Origin of the sequence: Micromonospora pattaloongensis, from assembly GCF_900107255.1 — a bacterium.
Lineage (GTDB): Bacteria > Actinomycetota > Actinomycetes > Mycobacteriales > Micromonosporaceae > Micromonospora_I > Micromonospora_I pattaloongensis.
This window is the reverse complement of sequence record NZ_FNPH01000015.1, coordinates 1-19,917: the sequence shown is the minus strand read 5'-3', so window position 1 is coordinate 19,917 and position 19,917 is coordinate 1. Positions and strand designations below refer to the sequence as shown.

Below are 19,917 nucleotides of genomic sequence, written 5' to 3'. Positions count from 1 at the left end.
ACCCGGCGCGACGGCTCGATCCGGGCCGCACGCACGCCTGCAGCCGATGCGACCGTCAGGACGCCGGCCGCTGCGGGTGACCCTCCGCGTCATCGCCGACCGCCACGACCGCGGCGGCCAGGAAGACCATCCGGTGGATCAGGTAGAGGTAGAGGAGCAGCCCGACGGCCCCCGAGACCACGTTGTACGCCGGGGCGTGCGCGACGTTCAGCACCACCCTGTTGCCGACGATGTTGAGCAGCGTGATGCCCAGCGCCACGACCAGCACGGGCCAGCGCAGCCGCCGGAAGGGAATCCGCACGCGGGGCAGCCCGACGAGCAGCGCCGCCGCCAACACCAGGTTCACCAGCAGGCCCACCGGCCAGGTGAGGATCTGCAGCACCACTCCCCCGCCGAACCCCAGCGACACCAGCCGCAGGAGGCCGGCGGAAATTCCGACGGACACCACGAAGAGAACCATGTATACGACGAGGACGACCAGGTCCAGCAGCAGGCGGGGCAGAGGCCTGCCGGGCTCCTGCGGGAGATCGTGAATCAGCCGTTGTGAGGACCGGAGCGCCCGCACCCAGATGATCCCGGTGAAGACCAACCCGAACAGCGCGACCACCCCGGTGGTCCGGCTGCTGGCGGCGACCTCCTCGATCTCGACGAACGGCACGTAGTACCGGCGGATGATCTTCAGCACGGGGTCGGCGACCGAGGGATCCAACCGAAACGCGACGCGCAGCAGCGAGTAGCCCGCGAGGAGCAGGGTGAACACCGCGAAGAAGCCGTAGTACGTGGTCGCGGCGGCGAGCCGCTCCCCGTGCAGGTCCCGGTACCGCTGGTGGGCGCGCCACAACCGGTCGACCGCCGTCCAGCGCGCCCGGGCGCTGCTCATTGCCCGCTCCAGAGCCTGCCGCACGCGGACGACTGCCGTCATAGGGCCCATCGTTCTCCAGCCGCCCGCCCCGTCATGCCGGAACCGCAGCCACTCGGGACGAACCGCTCAAAGTCCTCGACGACCCGGAGCACGAGGCGGCGCCCGACCTGCTCCGGCGGGCGGTGCTGCAGCGCTAGCCGGACCGGCTGCACGCAGCCGAGGGTCGGCACCGCGTCGCGGCGCTCCACGCCGGGGCGGACGGTGCGTGCCCCGGCATGGACGGCCGCGCCGGTCGTGGCTAGCCGAGTGGGTTGAGCAGCTCGGCTTTGCCTTCGAAGGCGAACAACAGCAGATCCACCATCCGGAAGGTCGTGCGGTCCGGCCCCAGCGTGGGGCGCCAGGCGGGCTCACGCAGGATCGACGTACGGCTGCCCTGCATGGCCCGATGGAACACCTCGGCGACGATGCGCCCACCGACGCCGTCGAGCCGGCCCTGGTTGAACTCCGCCTCGCGCAGGATGTAGAACCACAGCGGCGTGTTCGTCGTCAGCGCGTCCCGCTGTTCCGGCGGCAGGTCGTCGAGCACGGCGCCGCCGCTGCCGGCGAGGATCTCGTCCGGCTTGAGCGGCGGCACCTCCAGCAGCTCTGCCATCTGCTGGCCGCTCGCGAGCCGGACCATGAACGCGCGGGTGAGGTTGCGGAAAGCCAGGTTCCGTTCGATCGCCGGCGGTGTGCCGCTACGGTCACCGAACGAGCCCAGCGGCAGGTTCCGCAGCGGGTCGACCAGCAGCGTGTCGATGCGGGTGGCGATGTTGAGGCCAGGTCCCTCGGCCGGCTTGACGACCAGGTCCTCCCGTCCGGCCTCGCGGAAGTCGTACAGCCGGCGGAAGTCGGCGATCCAGTTGGTGGGCAGCCGTTCGTTGGAGCCGGACTCGGGGTCGTCGAGCTCCCCGTTGATGTCGAGGTTTCCGCTCGTGCCGGAGAAGCGGAACAGCAGGTCGAGCCGGCCGGGCGGGAGCCCGAAGGCGGACTGGGTGTTGAAGATGCGGTTCCACTCGTATTGGGGGCGGACCATGCTGTGTCCGAGCCGGTAGGCGGCCACCGAGAACTCGATGGGCATCGTGGGACGATCGCCCGGCTTAAGCCACCGGTGCCGACGCCGCCGGTCCGAACCCGCCGGCACCTCGAAGAACCGCCGGCCGTTGGTGAACACGTCGTCGATGATCGCCGGGGACACGATGCGGGGCAGGAAATCGGTCCACAGCATCCACTGGTAATGCTTGACCACCACGTCCCGGGCCGCGCGGAACAGCTGGGGCCCGGACAGTCCACCGGACATCAACTCGTCGACGACGCGGTTGTGGAAGCGGATGAACGCCAGGTGGGTCTGCGCCACCGCGAGGTTCTCGTCGTTGCGCGGATCGGGGATGAGCGCGGCCTGCCGGGCCGCCTTGGTCGAGCCGTGCCCCGATCGCGGCAGGTCGAACCCTTCGAGGTCGTGCTGCGTGGGCTCGTCGGGTCCCGACGCCACCGTCGTACCGGTCTGCAGATGCACACCGTCGGCGGCGTAGAAACGGGCGTCGTCACGGTGGAGGGGACCCCGCCCGTACAGCGAATCCAGGTCCAGCGCCGGTGAGCGCCCCTGCAGCAACTCGTCCACGGTCACGTCCGAGCCGAACGCCGCCGCGGTGGCGTCCATCGTCAGGTCGTGGTCGACGAACTGCCCCAGGTACGTGAAGCCGGCCGGGATCACCGGGTCGGCGGAGTCCGGCGAGGTGCCGCTCACCATCGCCTGCGCCAACGCCGCCCGCAGGCTCTCATCGAGCGCGACGCCGCGGGGACCCAGCCGCGAGAACCGGAACTTCCGCAGCTCGGCCGTGGTGGAGGGGCGTTGGGTGGCGGGCTGGTGCTCGTCGTCGAACGAGAGCACCCCCTCCCCCACCACGAAATAGTCCTCCCGCATGTGCCGTTTCATCAGTCGTACCTCCCTCGTGATGACCGGCATCCGGTAATGCGGTCCACAATGGAAGGACGGGCGACGGCGCTCACCGACGCGCTCAGCGACCCCCACGTGTGGCCGCACCACCGTCAACCCGGCCGGGCGATCTCCGGCCGGTGTTGTTCGGGGTGTGCCGGTCGCGGCGACTTCGCCCCAACGATCGCACCGCCCCCGCGCCGCGGACGAGTGAATGTCCTCGATACGACGCAAGTCGGAGCAGTCATCGGCACAGAACGTCGCCCGATCGCGGCGTCGGCGCGCGGGGCCGCGACGCCGCCGGGCTCGGCCGCCAGGGTGATGGCGGCCGAGCCCGGCGCGGGAAACCGCGGGGTCAGGTGACCTTGACGCTGCGCGGCACGCTCGCCGCGCCCACGTGGTCCGCGTCGGCCGGCTTGTACACCCGGTATTGGTACGTGCCGCGCGTGGTCGGCTCGACGGTGAACGAGTAGCTGCTCGTCGAGGAGAGGCTGCGGCTCGTGACGTTCCGCCACGACCCGCCCACCAGACGCTGCAGGTAGACGGTCTGCCGGGCGTGGCTGGGCGACACCTTGCCGGAGAGCACGAGGCTGCCGCCGAGCCGGAACGAACTCTTCGACGCCGCCGCCGTCACCGTGCTGGCCACGTTCACCGCCCGCAGGCTGCTGCCGGCGCCGACGCGGTCGCCCGGACCGGCGTACACCCACTGGTACTCGAAGTTGCGGCTCGGCCTGTGGCTGAACGCGACCGCCCCGGTGCCGCTGCTGGTGACCGTGCCCAGCACCGCGAATGCCGTCGTGCCCCGCGCCCGGCCGTACAGCTGCACCGGCTGTCCGGCCAGCGGCGCGCCGGTGTCCCGCTGGGTGAGCACCCCGGTCAGGGTCACCGCGCCGCCGTACGTCACCATGCTGACGCGGCTGGTGATCGTGACGGCGGTGCCCCCCAGCTGCGTCGTGGCGACCGGGCTGTACGCGCCGGAGCGGTCCCGGACCCACACCGCGAAGCTGTAGGTCCCGCCGCCGACCAGGCCCCTGACGACGGCGGCCGTGCCGACGCCCGCGTACCCGGCGTTGCCCGCGGTGACCGAGGTCGGGGCCGTGGCGCCGGCGCTCCACCGCACGATCACCTGGTCCAGGTCGGTGATGTCCGGCAGCGTCCAGCCCAGCGTCGCCGCCTGGTACGCCCCCGTCGCCGTCAGCGTGTCGACCGCCGCGGGCGCGAGGTCGACCGTTCGGAAGGTGGTGCTGAACGGCGCCGTCTGCGCCGTGCCGGAACTGTCCTTCAGCCCACCGACGACGATCCGGTACGGCGTGTTGTCCTGCAATGCCGTGTCGGGGGTCAGCGTGACGGTCGAGCCGGTCAGCGACGAGGTCGCCGGCACGGCGGCACCGGTGCGGCCGTTGACCAGCCGGACCGTCGAGGGGGTCACCGTGGCGGGGTCGATCTCGCGGGCGAACGTCACCGTCGGTTGCACGTCGAGCGGCGCGCCGACGGCGAAGTCGGCCGGCGCGACGTCCCGGACCCATTGCTGTTCCCCGACCGGGCTCACGCCCGCGCCGTTGTGGAGCACCACCAGGCCGCTGTTGTCGTCGGCGATGACCACGTCGGCCCGCTCGTCACCGTTGATGTCGCCGAGTGCCATACCCTGCGCGTTGTAGTGCGAGGCGTACGGGATCGCGGAGCCGACCGGCGGGCCCAACGAACCGTCCGACAGTTGTGGAAGGACGCTGAGCGTCGCCCAGCCGCCGTGCGCGGTCACCACGTCGGCTCGACCGTCGGCGTTCACGTCCGCCGCCTCGATCGGCCCGGGGGCGTCCGCCACGGGCAGGAGCTGGGCCGGGTCCAATCCGCCGGTCGCGTTCTGCCGCAACACCGCGACGTTCGCACTCGGCCGGGTACCGCCGAGGCTCGCGACCACGTCCACCCTGCCGTCGCCGCTGACGTCTGCGACCTCGATGCCCCTGGTCCCCTCGGTGGATCCTGTGGGGTGCTCGGTGCGGTCCCACCCGGTGTCGGTGCGGTGGTAGACCCGAACGGTCGCGCCGGAAGCGGCGACCACGTCGGTGCGACCGTCGCCGTCGACGTCGCCGACCTCAACCTCGGGCGTACCGTCCGTCGTCACCGACGAGCTCGTGAAGGTCCCGTCCGGCTGCTGGGTCAGCAGGAGGATCCCCGCCTCGCCGCGGACGACCAGGTCCGTGTCGCCGTCGCCGTCCATGTCGGCGGCGACGACGCCCCCGCTGCCGGTAGTGTCGGGCAGCGTCCCCGTGGACTCCAGCGTGCCCTCGCCGGTCTGCCGGAAGAGCTCCACCCCCGCCTTGGTGGCCAGCGCGACGTCCTGCCTGTCGTCGCCGTTCACATCCAGGACGGCGAGGCCGGCGCCCCCGGCGTCGGCGCCCTGCAACCGCGTTGCGTATCGGACCGGCGCACCGAGCGCGCCGTCCGGCCGCTGCGGGAAGACGAAGAGCGTGTAGTCGTTGGCCTCGTCAGAGTCGAAGCCGGTGGCCATGATCGCGTCCGGGCGGCCGTCCCCGGTGACGTCACCGATGGCGACCGTCTCCGGCCACGAGCCGACCCGCGTCGATTGGGGCGGGGCGAACTGTGGGGCGGGAACCGTCTTGACGGAGACGGTGTACGGCCGGGTGTCGGCGGCGCCGTTGTAGTTGCGCACGGAGACGTAATGAACGCCGGCGGCGATCGTGGCCGAGAGCTTCTCGGTCTCGCCCGGCCCGGTCGCGTCGGCCTCGCCGATCAGCCGCAGGTCCGGGTCATAGAGCGCGAGCACCGGGTCGACGTTCTGCGCCCGCGCGCCGTCGTACGCCGCGGGCGTGACCGTCACCTCGACCACCTGGTTCCCGTCCGAGGCGTAGCGGTACCAGTCCACGTCGCCCTCCGCGGCGATCGTGCCGGTGGCGCGGGCGGCCAGCGCGGTGGCGCGGGCCGGCACGTCGTTCGGCTCGTTCGCGCCGAGCGCCGGCGCCGGGAACTCCGCGCCCCACGTGCCGCCGACCGCGGCGAAGGCGTCGAGGACCCCGTGGCCGTAGTACGGGTCGATGCCGCGCGGCCCGGCGTCCCTGGCGGTCGACTGGATCCGGGCGAGGACCTGGGCGGGCGTCAGGCTCGGGTAGGCCGCCCGGACCAGCGCGACCGTGCCGGAGACCAGCGGCGCCGAGAAGGAGGTGCCGTCGGCGACGTAGTACTCCCTCCCCAGCCCGGTCGAGACGATGCCGGCGCCGGGGGCGGCGACGTCGATCCAGTCGCCGTACGAGCTGAAGTCGGTGAGCCGGCCGGCGGCGTCGGTCGCGCCGACCGAGATGACCTCGGGGTACGCGGCGGGGTACTGCGCACTCCCGTCGCCGTCGTTGCCGGCGGCGGCCACCACCACCGCGCCCTTGGCCGTGGCGTAGCGGATCGCGTCCTGCAGCACCGCGTTGTCGTCCGGACCGCCCAGCGACATATTGATGATCTTCGCGCCGTGGTCGGCGGCCCAGGTCACGCCCGCGGCGATGTGCGAGTCGTAACCGGACCCGTCGGCGGCGAGCACCTTGACGGGCATGATCCGGGCGGTCCAGGCGGCGCCGGCCACCCCGATGCCGTTGTTGGTGTTGGCCGCCGCGACACCGGCCGCCATCGTGCCGTGGCCGTTGTCATCGGTCGGCAACCGGCTCGGGTTGATCGCGTTGTACCCGGCCACCGTCCGGCCCGCCAGGTCGGGGTGCGCGGTGTTCACACCGGTGTCGAGCACGGCGATGACCTGGCTCGTGGAGCCCTTGGCCCGGTCCCAGGCCTGCGGCAGCCGGACGGTGTTGAGGTAGGACTGGTCACCCGAGGCGTACGCCGGGTCCTTCGGCGCGACCGTGGCGCTGCGCTTGTGGTCGAGGCTGACGGCGGCCACCGCGGGGTCTTTCTGCAGGCTGCGCAGCAGGTCGATCGCCGAGCCCTCGGCGCGCACCTTGACGAACCGGGTGCCCGCGACGCTCGCGAGGCTGCGGGCGCCGCGCCGGGACAGGGCCCGGTCGTTCGCCGACCGCGCGGCGTCGGACTTGAACCGGACCAGGACGGCGTGCGGGTCGAAGTCGCGTGCCCCGGCGTCGGGCGACCGCTGCGGCCGCGGCAGCCGGGTAGCGGCGAACTCGTGATCGGATGATGGCGTGGCGTGGGCGAGGTACGTCGGGACGAACGCCCCGGTGACCGCCAGCGCGAGCGCAACCACCGCCGGACGGCGACGTGGCACGAAAACCCCCGTGGAGCGCGGAGTTGAGGACCGCGCGGTCAGGATACGGATCTTGTAGGTGAACGCAGTGTGACAGAGCGGTAGACGCAGCGCCAGCACCGAAAGGTCACGCCCACCCGCTCGATGGACCCGCCGGCCCGGACGTTCGGGCCGGCGACGGCGGCGCTCAGTGCGTGCCGGGCCGCGGCCCGTACCGCTCGGCCGCGCGCGCCCGGGCCTTCGCGGCCTCGACCTCGCGATCGCGCGCCGGGCCCCTGGTCACGAGGCCGTCGAGCAACACCCGGGTGGCCGCGGTGACCGCCCGCACCGCCTCGTCGAACACCTCCTGGTTGGCCGCGGACGGACGGGTCGTGCCGCTGACCTTGCGCACGTACTGCAGGGCGGCGGCCTCGATCTCGTCCCCGGTCGCCGGCGGCTCGAAGTTGTGGAGGACGCGGATGTTTCGGCACATGCCTCCACCATGCCAGCTCGGCACCGACGAATGGGAAGCCCGGGCAGCTGTCGATGGTGTCGCCGGAGCTGCGCCCCGTGCGTCGGTCATCGAGGGATGTAGACGTGGCGATGGATTTCGCCTAGTGTTTCGACCCATCAATCCGGTATTCAGGTGGGTCGATCGTCGGCGTCGATGACCCCCTGCGGATCGAGCCCCCGGCTGTCGCCAACCCCGACCATCCCGAGGGGTCAGCCGCCATCATTTCCACGTTCTTCTGGAGGAACGATGGGCATCCGGCTGCTACGCCGATTCCGCAGTCCCGTCCGGGCCGCCGCGGCACTCGTGCTCGCGGGCGGCCTCTGGGCCGTCCCCGCCCCCGCCGGCGCCGGCACCGCCGCCGCCGAACAGGAGCCGGGCGTCACCCTGCGCGTCTTCGACGTGCAGGTGCCGCTCAACGAGCTCTGCACGCTGAAGCCGGGCCAGACTCCCAACGTCGACAAGCTGATGCCGACCATCAACTGGACGTCGGCCGCCGACTTCGGCTTCGAGGACCACTTCGTCGCCCAGGCGCTCGGAAACCTCAACATCTCCCAGTCCGGCTCGTACGCCTTCCGGCTGACCAGCGACGACGGCTCGAGGCTGACGATCGACAACTCCGTGGTGATCAACCACGACGGCCTGCACGGGCCGACCCCGAAGGAGGGCACGGCGACGCTCGCCGCCGGCCTGCACCCGCTGCGCATCGACCACTTCGAGCGCACCGGCGGGCAGCAGATCACGCTGGAGTGGAAGACGCCGGGGTCGAGTTCGTTCACGGTCGTGCCGAACTCGGCGCTGAGCACCGACGCCGGCGTGGTCCGGGTGACGGCGCCGGGCCGCAAGGAGTGCGAGGGGGTCACCGACTCCCCCGGCGACGGCCTGCCGCTGACCGGCGTGCATCCCGGCTTCACGCTGACCAACCTGCGCCCCGCCGGCTTCCAGCCGAAGGTGACCGGCATGGACTGGCTCGCCGACGGACGCCTGGTCATCTCGACCTGGGGCGGGAACGACCAGTCCGGGACGTCGCAGGCCGGCGAGGTGTACATCCTGACCAACACGGGCGGCGCGACCGGGCCCGGCAGCGTGACCACCAAGAAGATCGCCGGCAACCTCAAGGAACCGATGGGCCTGAAGGTGGTCGACGGGGTGGTCCACGTGTCGGAGAAGCAGCGGCTGACGAGGCTGGTCGACACCAACGGCGACGAGGTGGCCGACCGGTACGACACTGTCGCCACCTGGCCGTACGGCGGCAACTTCCACGAGTTCGCGTTCGGCCTGCTCTACCAGGCGCCGTACTTCTACGTGAACCTGTCCGTGTCGATCAACTACGGCGGCGCGACCACCAATCCGCAGCCGGCCCCGAACCGGGGCACCACGATCAGGGTGCACAGGGACACGGGCGCGGTCTCCTACGTGGCCGGCGGGCTGCGCACCCCGCACGGCATCGGTTGGGGTCCCGAGGACGGCATCTTCGTCACCGACAACCAGGGCGGCTGGCTGCCCTCGTCGAAGCTGCTGCACATCAAGCAGGACCGGTTCTTCAACCACTACATGAACCCGGCCGGGCCCTTCGATGCCAAGCCGGTGACCCCGCCGGTGCTCTGGATGCCACAGAACGAGATCGCCAACTCCCCCAGCGCGCCGCTGCTGATGCCCACCGGGGTGTACGCCGGCCAGTTGCTGATCGGCGACGTCACCTACGGCGGACTCCAGCGCGCCTTCCTGGAGAAGGTCAACGGCGAGTACCAGGGGGCGCTGTTCCGGCTCACCCAGGGGCTGGAGGCGGGAGTCTCGGAGGTGCACCTCGGTCCCGACGGCGCCATCTACCTCGGCGGGCTGGGCGCCGACGGCAACTGGGGGCAGGAGGGCAAGCTGCGGTACGGCCTGCAGAAGCTGAGCCCGAACGGGACCGCCGTCTTCGACATCCGCGCGATGCGCGCCACCGCCACCGGCTTCGACCTGGAATACACGCAGCCGTTGTCGAACCAGACCGCGGCGGACCTGGCGGCGCGCTACAAGGTCAGGCAGTGGCGGTACGTCCCCACCGCCGACTACGGCGGACCGAAGGTCGACGAGGAGACGCTCACGGTCACGTCGGCCGTTCTGTCGGCCGACCGCAAGACCGTCAGCCTCGCGGTGGCCGGCCGCAAGGCCGGGCACGTGGTGCACGTCCGCTCGCCGCGGCCGTTCAGCTCCGAGACCGGCCAGTCACTGTGGAGCACGGAGGCCTGGTACACGCTCAACGCCATCCCCGGCACCCCGCCGCCCGGCGCCGGCAACCTGGCGTTGAACAGGCCCGCCGTCGCCGACAGCTCCTGCGACACCAGCGAGGGCCCCGCCAAGGCCGTCAACGGCAGCGTCTCCGGCGGCAACTCCGACAAGTGGTGCTCGAAGGGCGCCACGAAATATCTCCAGATCGACCTCGGTGCGAACCACAACGTGAACAGGTTCGTGGTGAAGCACGCGGGGGCCGGCGGCGAGAGCACCGATTGGAACACCCGGGACTTCACCATCGCGACCAGCGTCGACGGCACGACCTGGAGCACCCGCGCGACGGTCACCGGCAACACCGCGAGCACCACGACGCACACCATCGCCGCCGTCGCCGCCCGGCACGTCCGGCTGAACATCACGGCCCCGACCAGCACCACCGACCCGGCCGCTCGCATCTACGAGTTCGAGGTGTACGGCGCGGGCTGACCCGGCACGCGGGCGTCGGGGGTCGCGGGCGGCGCCCCGGACCCTCGACGCCGGCGGCGACGCTACGGTTCCCGGCGCGGCGGCGGGCGCCTCCGCCCAGTCGGACGAGCGGGCAACGGCGCCGGCTACACGTCGTCGAACCGGAGCGGTTCGGCACGGCGCGGCATCAACAGCAGCGCACCGACACCGAGCACGGCGACCACGACCAACGCGAGGAAGACGTGGTGCGTGGCGTCGTACAGCGCATGGCGCAGGTAGTCGGCGACCGCCGGCTCCGCGCCCCCGGCGTCCCCTCCCACCAGCAGGTTGCTGGTGTCCGCGCTGTCGGGCATCCGCCCGGCGAGCCCGGCCGGTGGGTCGGCGAACCGGGCGGCGAGGGTCGCGTTGGCGATCGCGCCGAAGACCGCGGCCCCGACGGCGCTGCCGAGCGAACGGCTGAACATGTTCGTCCCGGTGACCACGCCCCGGCGTTCCCAGCCGACCACCGACTGCACGGCGACCAGCGTCGGGCTGGCGGTGAGGCCCATCCCGACACCGACGACGAAGGCGGCCGCCGCGACCGCCGGCACCGGCGAGTCCGCCGTCAACAGCGAGATCAGCACGGCGCCGCCGACGACGAACACGCTGCCGATCAGCGCGGTGTCCCGGAAGCCGATCCGCAGGTAGACCCGGCCGGACAGGGTGGCCGCGATCGGCCAGCCGACGGTGAGCGCGGCCAGCGCGAACCCGGCGACCAGCGCGCTCGTGCCGAGCACGCCCTCGGCGTACGTCGGCAGGTAGGAGGTCAGCCCGATGGTCAGGGCGCCGACGACGAATGATGCGAGGTTGCCGCCGGCGAGGATGCGGCGCCTGAACACCCACAGCGGCAGCACCGGTTCGGCGGCGCGGCGTTCCACGAAGACGAACGCGACGAGCAGGGCGGCGCCGACGGCGAAGATCACCAGGCTCCGGGCCGACGCCCATCCCCAGGCCACTCCGCCTTCGAGGAGCCCCAGAATGACCAGCGACAGCCCGCCGGTGAGCAGGGCGGCGCCGGCGTAGTCCACCCGGTGCGACCGGCGGGTCACCCGCTCGGTGAACCGGCGGGCCAGCACCCAGGCCGCGACCGCCCCGAGCGGCAGGTTGATGAAGAAGATCCACCGCCAGGACACGTACTCGGAGAAGACCCCGCCGAGGGCGGGGCCGAGCACGGCGGAGATCCCCCAGACGCTCGCCAGGTAGCCCTGCACCCGGGCCCGTTCCTCGACGGTGTAGAGGTCGCCGACCATCGTCATGCTGATCGGCTGGACCGCGCCGGCGCCGATGCCCTGGATAGCGCGCGCGATGATCAGCACCGGCATGCTCCAGGCAACGCCGCACAGGACGGACCCGAGCAGGAACAACGCGATACCGAAGAACATCACGGGCTTGCGGCCCAGCGAGTCGGCGAACTTACCGTAGAGCGGCACGGTGACCGCCTGGGTGAGCAGGTAGATCGAGAACAGCCACGGGAACTGGGAGAAGCCACCCAGGTCGCGCACGATGGACGGCACCGCGGTGGCGATGATCGTGGCGTCCAGCGCGACCAGTCCGGTGCTGAGCATGATCGCGGCGAGCACGGGCCCACGGTCGGATCGGAAGCCGACCCCCGTACGCGCGTCGCCTTCCCCCGCGGTCGCGCGGGGACGGGCTGCCGGTGTCGTGGCCATGCGGGCCCCTTCCTCCGCTGGGCGGGTGAACCGCCGGGACCAACTAGATCGCACCGCAAGGGATTCCCGGGGCGGGCCGCGACACGATGAGACCCACGTCACGGGCGGAATGTCCGCCTGGCGGGGACGGGCGGTCGAGCCACGCCGGAATCGAGCGCCGGTGATGCCGATCGCGACACGTGACACACAGGAAGTCCCCGTGACCGCGGGCGATGCTGGAGACTCGGAACGTGACGGCTCTCTTCCGGCGGACCGGCCGGGCATCACGGACGATGGTGCTGCCGGCGCTGATCGCGCTGACCGCGGTGGTGGCCTGCACCGTGACGCGCGCGAAGCGTGTCGGCGACGATCCGCTCCCGGAACCGAAGGCGGACGCGGTGCTCCGCGTCGATCAGGTCGGGTACGCCCCGGACGAGACGAAGACGGCAATGCTGCTCGCGCCCCGCGACGCCGCCGGCGCGGTCGCCACCGTGGTGAACGACGTCGGCACGAAGATCTTCACCGCCCGGGTCGGCCCCGGTCGGGGCGCATGGAACGGACGATTTCCGAATGTGCACCCGATCGACCTGAGCGCGCTGACCGCACCGGGCCGTTACCGCATCCGCGTCCAGCAACCCGTCACCGCCGAATCGCCGGCATTCCGGATCGGGCCGGCCCCATCGCTGTTCGGCCCGCTGCTGGCGGACTCCGTCCAGTACTTTCAGGCGCATCGCGACGGTGCCGACCAGGTGCCCGGCCCGTGGCAGCGGGTGCCGGCGCACCTGGAGGATCGGCGGGCCACCGTCTATGACAACCCGCGGTACGACGAGGACAGCCAGATGACCGGGCCGATGCGTCGCATCGCAGGACCGGTCGACGTCGAGGGCGGCTGGTACGACGCGGGCGACTTCCTCAAGTTCACCCACACGACCGCGTACGCGCTGATCGCGATGCTGCTGGTCGCGCGCGACGGCCCCGCACCGGCGGGGCTGGCCGAGGAGGCGCGGCACGGGATCGAATGGTTGGACAAGATGTGGGACGAGCGGACCCGCACGCTCTACATCCAGGTCGGCATCGGCAGCGGCACGGGCGAGCACGGATTCCTCGGCGACCACGACACGTGGCGGCTGCCGCAGGTCGACGACACCCTCGCGGTCGAACCGGGCGACGGCCGCTACTTCCAGCGGTACCGGCCGGTGTTCCGCGCCGCCGACCCGGGTGACCGGCTCAGCCCCAACCTGGCCGGCCGGGTCGCCGCCGCGTTCGCGCTCGCCGCCCAGGTGGCAGCGTCGACGGACCCGGACCGGGCCCGTCGCCACCTGAACGCCGCGGCCGAGGTCTTCGCCCTCGCCGAGACCTCCGACGTCGGCGAGCTGGTCACCACGCAACCCCGCAGCTTCTATCCCGAGAACAGCTGGGCGGACGACCTGGCCGCCGGCGGCGCCGAGCTCGCGCTCGCCGCCCACCTCCTTGGCGACCAGCGGGCCACGACGTGGGCACGGCAGGCGACCCACTGGGCCCGGGTGAACGCCGACGATCGCAGCACGGCGGCGTTGACCGTCTACGACCTCAGCGCCATCGCCGACGCCGAGCTGACCCGCGTGCTCAGCACGATGGCCGTACCCGGAGCCGAGATCGGCACCGACCGGCTACGACGCGATCTGCGTGCCCGACTCGACGCCGGCGTCAAGGCCGCGGGCCGCGACCCGATGGGGGCCGCGGCCGGTATCGCCGGGCCGGATTACGCGGCGCGCCAACTCGGGTACGCCGCCACCGCAGCCCTCTACCGCACCATCTCCGGTGACGACCGCTACGCCGCGTTCGGCACGGCGCAGCGCGCGGTGGCGCTGGGAGCGAACGGCTGGGGCAGCTCATTCATCGTCGGCGCGGGTACCACCTACCCCCGCTGCCTGCACGACCAGATCTCCAGCCTCAGTGCCCCCGGTGCGGGGCGCGAGGCGTCGCCCATGGTCGGGGCGGTGGTCAACGGCCCCCACGCCGCGGCACGGTTCGCCGAGCTACCGATGGATGTCGCCGACAGCCCCTGCTCCAGCGACGCGTTCCGGAATTACGACCGTCCTGACGCCCGGTACACCGACGACGTGGGTAGCTTTGCCAGCAGCGAACCGGCGATCGACTTCACCGCCACCGGCCTGCTGGCGCTGGCCCTCACCGCGCGCGGTGACGATCCATGACGCGACGGCGTCAGCGGTTCGCGCCGGCACGCCGCTTGTTGTACACGTCGAACGCCACGGCGACGAGCAGGACCAGCCCCTTCACCACGGACTGCACCGACTGGTCGACGCCCATGAGCTGCATGCCGTTGCTCATCACCGCCATGATGAGGCCGCCGACCATCGCACCCACCACGGTGCCGACGCCACCGGTGACCGCCGCGCCGCCGATGAACGCCGCCGCGATCGCGTCGAGTTCGAACATGTTGCCGGCCGCTGGCTGCGCGCCGTTCGACCGGGACGAGTAGATGACGCCCGCCACGGCCGCCAGGAAGCCCATGTTGACGAAGACCCAGAAGTTGACGACGCGCACCTTCACCCCGGACAGCATCGCCGCCGGCAGGTTGCCGCCGATCGCGTACACCTGGCGCCCGAAGACGGTGCGCCGGGTGAGCAGGCCGTAGCCGAGCACGAGGACCGCGAGGATGATCAGCACGATCGGCAGGCCGCGGGCGTGCGCCAGTTGCCAGGCGAAGTACATGACGACGGCGCCCACCAGCGCCACCCGCGCGACGAACAGCGGGAACGACTCGACGGGCTGCCGGTAGCGGATGCGCGCCACGCGGATGCGGAAGCCGGTCACCGCGTAGGCCGCCACCGCGACGGCCCCGATGAGCAGGGTGAAGGCGTCGTAGCCCTCGCCGCCGATCAGTCCGTTGAGGAAACCGTTCGCGATCCGCTGGTACTCCGCCGGGAACGGCGACAGCGAGATGTTGTCGAGCACCCGCAGGGTCAGGCCGCGGAACAGCAGCATGCCGGCCAGGGTCACGATGAAGGCCGGTATGCCGGCGTACGCCACCCAGAACCCGTGCCAGGCGCCGACCGCGAGCCCGACGGCCAGCGCGGCCAGCACGCCGATCCACCACGGTTGATCCTGCTGGATGACGAGCACGGCCGAGACCGCGCCGGTGAGCGCGACCACCGATCCCACCGACAGGTCGATGTGACCCCCGATGATCACGATGACCATGCCGATCGCGAGCACGAGGATGTACGAGTACTGCAGGACGATGTTGGTGATGTTGCCCGGGCTCAACGAGACACCGTCGGTCAGCGCCGCGAAGAACGCGACGATGACGACCAGGGCGACGAAGATGCCGCTCTGCCGCAGGTTGTTCATGATCAACGTACGCGGGTCGCTGCTCCCGGCATGCAGGGCGTCGGCCGGCACGCTCCCGGACGGCGTGCGCTCGGGAGCCGAGGGGGGTCTGGTGCTGGTCATCGGGCGGTCTCCCTGTCCTTCGCCATGAGCGCCATGAGCTTCTCCTGGGTGGCCTCCCCCACCGGCAGCTCGCCGGTGATCCGGCCGCCCGACAGCGTGTAGATGCGATCGCACATGCCGAGCAGCTCGGGCAGCTCGGACGAGATGAGGACGATCGCCTTGCCCTCGGCCACGAGCCGGTTGACGATCGTGTAGATCTCGTACTTCGCCCCGACGTCGATGCCGCGGGTCGGCTCGTCCAGGATCAGGACGTCCGGGTCGGTGAACAGCCACTTCGACAGGACGACCTTCTGCTGGTTGCCGCCCGAGAGCTTGCCGACGACGGCCATCACGCTCGGCGCCCTGATGTCCAGGTCCCGGCGGCTCGCCTCCGCGACCTTGATCTCCTCGTTGCCGTGCACCCAGCCGAGCCGGGCGAGCTTGCGCAGCCCGGCCGCCGAGATGTTGCGGCGGACGTCGTCGATGAGGTTGAGGCCGAAGCGCTTGCGGTCCTCCGTCGCGTACGCGATGCCGTGGGAGATCGCCTCCGCGACCGTGCGCGCCCGAATCTCCCGGCCGCGCAGGTACAGCCGACCCGTGATGTCCCGCCCGTACGACCGCCCGAACACGCTCATGGCGAGCTCGGTCCGCCCGGCGCCCATCAGCCCGGCGATCCCGACGACCTCGCCGGCACGCACATGCAGGCTCGCGCGGTCGACCACCGTACGGTCCCGGTTGGGGTGGCGCACCGTCCAATCCTCGATCCGCAACACCTCCTCGCCCGGCGACGGGAGCCGGGAGGGATAGAAGCTGTCCAGATCGCGGCCGACCATGCCGCGGATGATCCGCTCCTGGGTCACCTCACCCGAGCCCGTGTCGAGCCGCTCGACGGTGCGCCCGTCGCGCAGCACGGTGATCGAGTCGGCGATCGCGGTGATCTCGTTGAGCTTGTGCGAGATCAGAATGCAGGTGATCCCCTGCTCCCGGAGCCGTCGCAGCAGCTCGAGCAGGTGCGCCGAGTCGACGTCGTTGAGCGCGGCGGTCGGCTCGTCGAGGATGAGCAGCCGCACCCTCTTGGACAGCGCCTTGGCGATCTCCACCAACTGCTGCTTGCCGACGCCGAGTTGGACGATCGGCGTGACGGGGTTCTCGCGCAGCCCGACGGATTCCAGCAGCGTCGCGGCCTCGGCGTTGGTGCGGTTCCAGTCGATCAGGCCGCCGGCGCCGCGGCGTTCGTTGCCGAGGAAGATGTTCTCGGCGATCGACAGCTGCGGCACCAGCGCGAGTTCCTGGTGGATGATGACGACGCCGCGCGCCTCGCTGTCACGGATGCCGCGGAAGTGCACGGGCTCGCCGTCGAAGACGATCTCACCCCCGTAGGAGCCGGCCGGATACACGCCCGACAGCACCTTCATCAGGGTGGACTTGCCGGCGCCGTTCTCGCCGCAGATGGCGTGGATCTGGCCCCGGGCGACCGCCAGCGAGACGTCGCTGAGCGCCGCCACCCCGGGGAAGGTCTTGGTGATGGAACGCATCTCGAGGATGTTGTCGGCCATGCTCACCGTCCTGGGCGTCTCCGTCGTCGTATCCCGGTACCGGGTGGGTGTGCCGGGGCGCGGGGCCCGGCGGTGCGCCGACCGCCGGGCCATGGCGCGGCGTCAGTCCTTCGCCCGCCCGGCGGCGACTTCCTCGGCGGTCCAGTAGCCCGAGTCGATGAGCGCGGACCTGATGTCGTCCCGATAGACGGTCTGGACCGGCAGGAGGTACGACGGAACGACCTTCACCCCGTTGTTGTACGTGGCGGTGTCGTTGGCCTGCGGCTGCTTGTCCTGCAGGAACGCCTCGGCGGCGATCACCGCCTGCTCGGCCAGCAGGCGGGTGTCCTTGAAGATCGTGGAGTGCTGGACGCCGTCGTTGATCAGCTTTACCGAGGCGATCTCGGCGTCCTGACCCGTCACCACCGGCATCTTGACCGCCGACCGACCGTAGCCGGCGTTCTGCAGCGCCGTGATGATCCCGCGCGACAGGCCGTCGTACGGCGACAGCACGCCGTTCACCCGCGAGCCGTCGTTGTAGCTCGACGTCAGCAGGTCCTCCATCCGCTTCTGCGCGGTCTCCTGCTGCCACCGCAGGATCGCCACCTGCTCGATCTTCGTCTGGCCGGACTTTACCTTCAGCGTGCTGGCGTCGATGAACGGCTTGAGCGTGTCCAGGGCGCCGCGGAAGAAGAAGTGCGCGTTGTTGTCGTCGAGCGAGCCGGCGAAGAGCTCGATGTTGAACGGACCGGTCGCCGTCCCCTTCGACCCGTCCCGGTTCTGCAGGCCGAGACCGACCAGCAGCGCGGTGGCCTGGGCGACGCCGACCTTGTAGTTGTCGAAGCTGACGTAGAAGTCGACGTTCGGGCTGTCGCGGATCAGCCGGTCGTACGCGATGACGGGGATCTTCGCGTCGGCCGCCGCCTGCAGCTGCCCGCTCAGCGCCGTGCCGTCGATCGCCGCGATGATCAGCACGTCCGCGCCCCGCGTGATCATCTGGTCGACCTGCTGCGACTGGGTGGGGATGTCGTCGCCGGCGTACTGCAGGTCAACCTTGTACCCCTTCGCCTCCAACTTCTGCTTGACCGAGTTGCCGTCCGCGATCCACCGCTCCGAGGTCTGCGTCGGCATCGACACGCCGATGGTCAGATCCGCGGGCTTGTCCCCGTCCGCACCACGGCCGCCACCTGCGCCCTCGCCGCTGCAGGCCGCCATGCTCAGCGCCAGCACGGCGCCGCCGAGAGCGACCAGGAATCTTCTGCTGCTCACAGGCTTCCCCCATCTCGAACTCACACGCCGTCGGCCGGCTGCACGGGTCGCACCTGCGGCTCAGTGTTAGCGCTCACATAGGCAGAATCAACACCGCGCGGGCAATCGATCGGTCACGATCTCGTAACAGGAACCGGCTCCGATCAACCTGGTGGCGTGTTCGCGCCGGCGCTGCCGGGACGGCCCGCCCGCCGTCCTCCGTGCCCAATTCGCTTGCCGCGTGCGGCGGTGCTCCGGCAAGGTGACGACCATGACGTTCTGACGGACCGGCCCGATGACTGGTGAAGCCGTGCGGCGTGGAACCGCCGCATTGCCGTCCGCCCGTACCCCCTTTTCATCCACAGAGAGAGCGTCCGTGTCTCGGCACCACTCCCGGCAGCAGCCCCTGCCACAGTCCACATTGGCCACCGTCGCCGTGTTCGCCTCGCCCACGAGCTGGATCGAGTCCGATGCCGTCGCGCAGTGCCACCAGGTGGCGGCCCTCGACGGCATGATCCACGTCGCTGCCATGCCGGATCTCCACCCCGGCAAGGGCGCCCCGATCGGGGCCGCCATGGCCTCGACCGTGTTGTACCCGTTCCTGGTGGGCTCCGACATCGGGTGCGGTATCGCCGTGTTCCCCATCGGACTCAAGCGCGCCGAACCCGCGAAGCTCGCCGCACGCTTCCCCGACCTCGACCGCGCGCTCCATCCCGAGCAGGACAGCGACGACCCGGCCTGGGCGGTCGTGGACGGCGACATTCCGGCCGGTCACGTCGACGGGCTCGGCACGGTCGGTCGGGGCAACCACTTCGTGGAGCTGGCGCGGATCGGGACCGTTTTCGCGCCGGACCACGCCAGCCGTCTCGGGCTCGCCGCCGGCGACCTCGTTCTCATCGTGCACAGCGGCTCACGCGGTCTCGGCGAGCAGATCCTGCGGGCACACACCGAGCTCCACGGCGCGGGCCCGGCTCCCGATCCCGCCGCCTACCTGGCGATGCACGACGACGCCGTACGCTGGGGATCGCTCAACCGGCGGCTGATGGCTGCCCGGGTCGCCCACGCCCTCGGGGCCGAGCCCACCGCGCCGATCGTCGACGAATGCCACAACCTGGTAGAGCTGCGCGACGGCGTCTACCTGCACCGCAAGGGAGCAGCGCCGGGTCACGGCCGCGACGTGCTCATCGCCGGCACCCGAGGCACCCCCTCCTACCTTGTCGCCGCCCACGCCGGCCCGGACGCCAACCATTCCGTGGCGCACGGCGCGGGCCGCAAGATGTCGCGCGCCGACGCCCTGCGCCGCGGGCGGGCCAAGCACACGGTCGAGGAGTTGCGTCGCACAGCGGTCGGATCGCTGGTGGTGTGCGGCGAACGCCAGCTGCTGTTCGAGGAGGCGCCGACCGCCTACAAGCGAATCGAGCAGGTCATCGCGGACCTCGTGGACCACGGCCTGGCCACGCCCGTGGCCACCACGATCCCCCTGGTCACCTACAAGACCCCCGACCGCGGGTCCACGCGCCAACGAACCCGCCGCGACCACCGCCGCAAGCGGCGGTGAGCGGGCATCCGCTCATGACAGCCGGGCCCGGCCACACCCGAATTGTGCGGTAACCGATGCCCGGCCGGCGGATATGCCGGTGGGCGCCTTCCCGGTCGGGAAGGCGCCCACGTGGCGTGTGTCTGTGCTGTTGTTCAGCGGTGTCAGTGCTGGGCGGCCAGGCCGGCATACGGGCCGACACCGTAGGTGCCCTGCACGATCTCAGCGGCCATCTTCTCCCACTGCGCGTAG

General features: G+C 71.3%; 11 protein-coding genes. 3 read left to right on the top strand and 8 right to left on the bottom strand.

Going from position 1 to position 19,917, the window contains the following annotated elements; genetic code table 11:
- Nucleotides 1–55: 55 nt before the first annotated feature.
- The 4 genes from BLW47_RS23260 to BLW47_RS23240 form a co-directional block, all read right to left on the bottom strand.
- A complete protein-coding gene (locus BLW47_RS23260; RefSeq protein ID WP_175543772.1) occupies nucleotides 56–880 on the bottom strand; it encodes a YihY/virulence factor BrkB family protein in 825 nt (274 codons plus the stop codon).
- Nucleotides 881–1,160: 280 nt separating this feature from the next.
- On the bottom strand, nucleotides 1,161–2,837 hold the full coding sequence (locus tag BLW47_RS23250; RefSeq protein WP_091562452.1) for a peroxidase family protein: 1,677 nt from the start codon (nucleotides 2,835–2,837) through the stop codon (nucleotides 1,161–1,163).
- Nucleotides 2,838–3,192: 355 nt separating this feature from the next.
- A complete protein-coding gene (locus BLW47_RS23245) occupies nucleotides 3,193–7,071 on the bottom strand; it encodes a S8 family serine peptidase (protein ID WP_139307424.1) in 3,879 nt (1,292 codons plus the stop codon).
- A 166-nt stretch (nucleotides 7,072–7,237) separates the two neighbouring features.
- Entirely contained in the window at nucleotides 7,238–7,522 is a 285-nt protein-coding gene (locus BLW47_RS23240; RefSeq protein ID WP_091562349.1) for a DUF2277 domain-containing protein, read from the bottom strand.
- 267 nt (nucleotides 7,523–7,789) lie between these two features.
- Between BLW47_RS23240 and BLW47_RS23235 the strand changes: the two genes are divergently transcribed.
- The gene (locus BLW47_RS23235) at nucleotides 7,790–10,243 is read left to right on the top strand and encodes a PA14 domain-containing protein (RefSeq protein ID WP_245737009.1); all 2,454 of its coding nucleotides are present in this window, start codon (nucleotides 7,790–7,792) and stop codon (nucleotides 10,241–10,243) included.
- Between the two features lie 125 nt (nucleotides 10,244–10,368).
- Here the strand turns inward: BLW47_RS23235 and BLW47_RS23230 are convergent, their stop codons facing one another.
- Complete coding sequence (locus BLW47_RS23230; protein WP_245737007.1) at nucleotides 10,369–11,841, bottom strand: MDR family MFS transporter; 1,473 nt, start codon at nucleotides 11,839–11,841, stop codon at nucleotides 10,369–10,371.
- A gap of 320 nt (nucleotides 11,842–12,161) precedes the next feature.
- Here BLW47_RS23230 and BLW47_RS23225 point away from each other — a divergent pair, with 320 nt between their 5' ends.
- Nucleotides 12,162–14,105: a glycoside hydrolase family 9 protein gene (locus tag BLW47_RS23225; protein WP_175543771.1), complete on the top strand. Its 1,944-nt coding sequence runs from the start codon at nucleotides 12,162–12,164 to the stop codon at nucleotides 14,103–14,105.
- 10 nt (nucleotides 14,106–14,115) lie between these two features.
- On the opposite strand, the gene mmsB is transcribed toward BLW47_RS23225, so the two are convergent.
- From mmsB to chvE, 3 genes are all read right to left on the bottom strand, one after another.
- On the bottom strand, nucleotides 14,116–15,366 hold the full coding sequence (gene mmsB, locus BLW47_RS23220) for a multiple monosaccharide ABC transporter permease (RefSeq protein ID WP_091562339.1): 1,251 nt from the start codon (nucleotides 15,364–15,366) through the stop codon (nucleotides 14,116–14,118).
- A complete protein-coding gene (gene mmsA / locus BLW47_RS23215) occupies nucleotides 15,363–16,901 on the bottom strand; it encodes a multiple monosaccharide ABC transporter ATP-binding protein (protein ID WP_091562336.1) in 1,539 nt (512 codons plus the stop codon). Before mmsA ends, mmsB begins: the two co-directional genes overlap by 4 nt.
- Nucleotides 16,902–17,003: 102 nt before the next feature.
- The gene (gene chvE, locus BLW47_RS23210; RefSeq protein WP_425435440.1) at nucleotides 17,004–18,149 is read right to left on the bottom strand and encodes a multiple monosaccharide ABC transporter substrate-binding protein; all 1,146 of its coding nucleotides are present in this window, start codon (nucleotides 18,147–18,149) and stop codon (nucleotides 17,004–17,006) included.
- A gap of 355 nt (nucleotides 18,150–18,504) precedes the next feature.
- Between chvE and BLW47_RS23205 the strand changes: the two genes are divergently transcribed.
- Complete coding sequence (locus BLW47_RS23205) at nucleotides 18,505–19,686, top strand: RNA ligase RtcB family protein (RefSeq protein WP_091562333.1); 1,182 nt, start codon at nucleotides 18,505–18,507, stop codon at nucleotides 19,684–19,686.
- Nucleotides 19,687–19,917 lie beyond the last annotated feature (231 nt).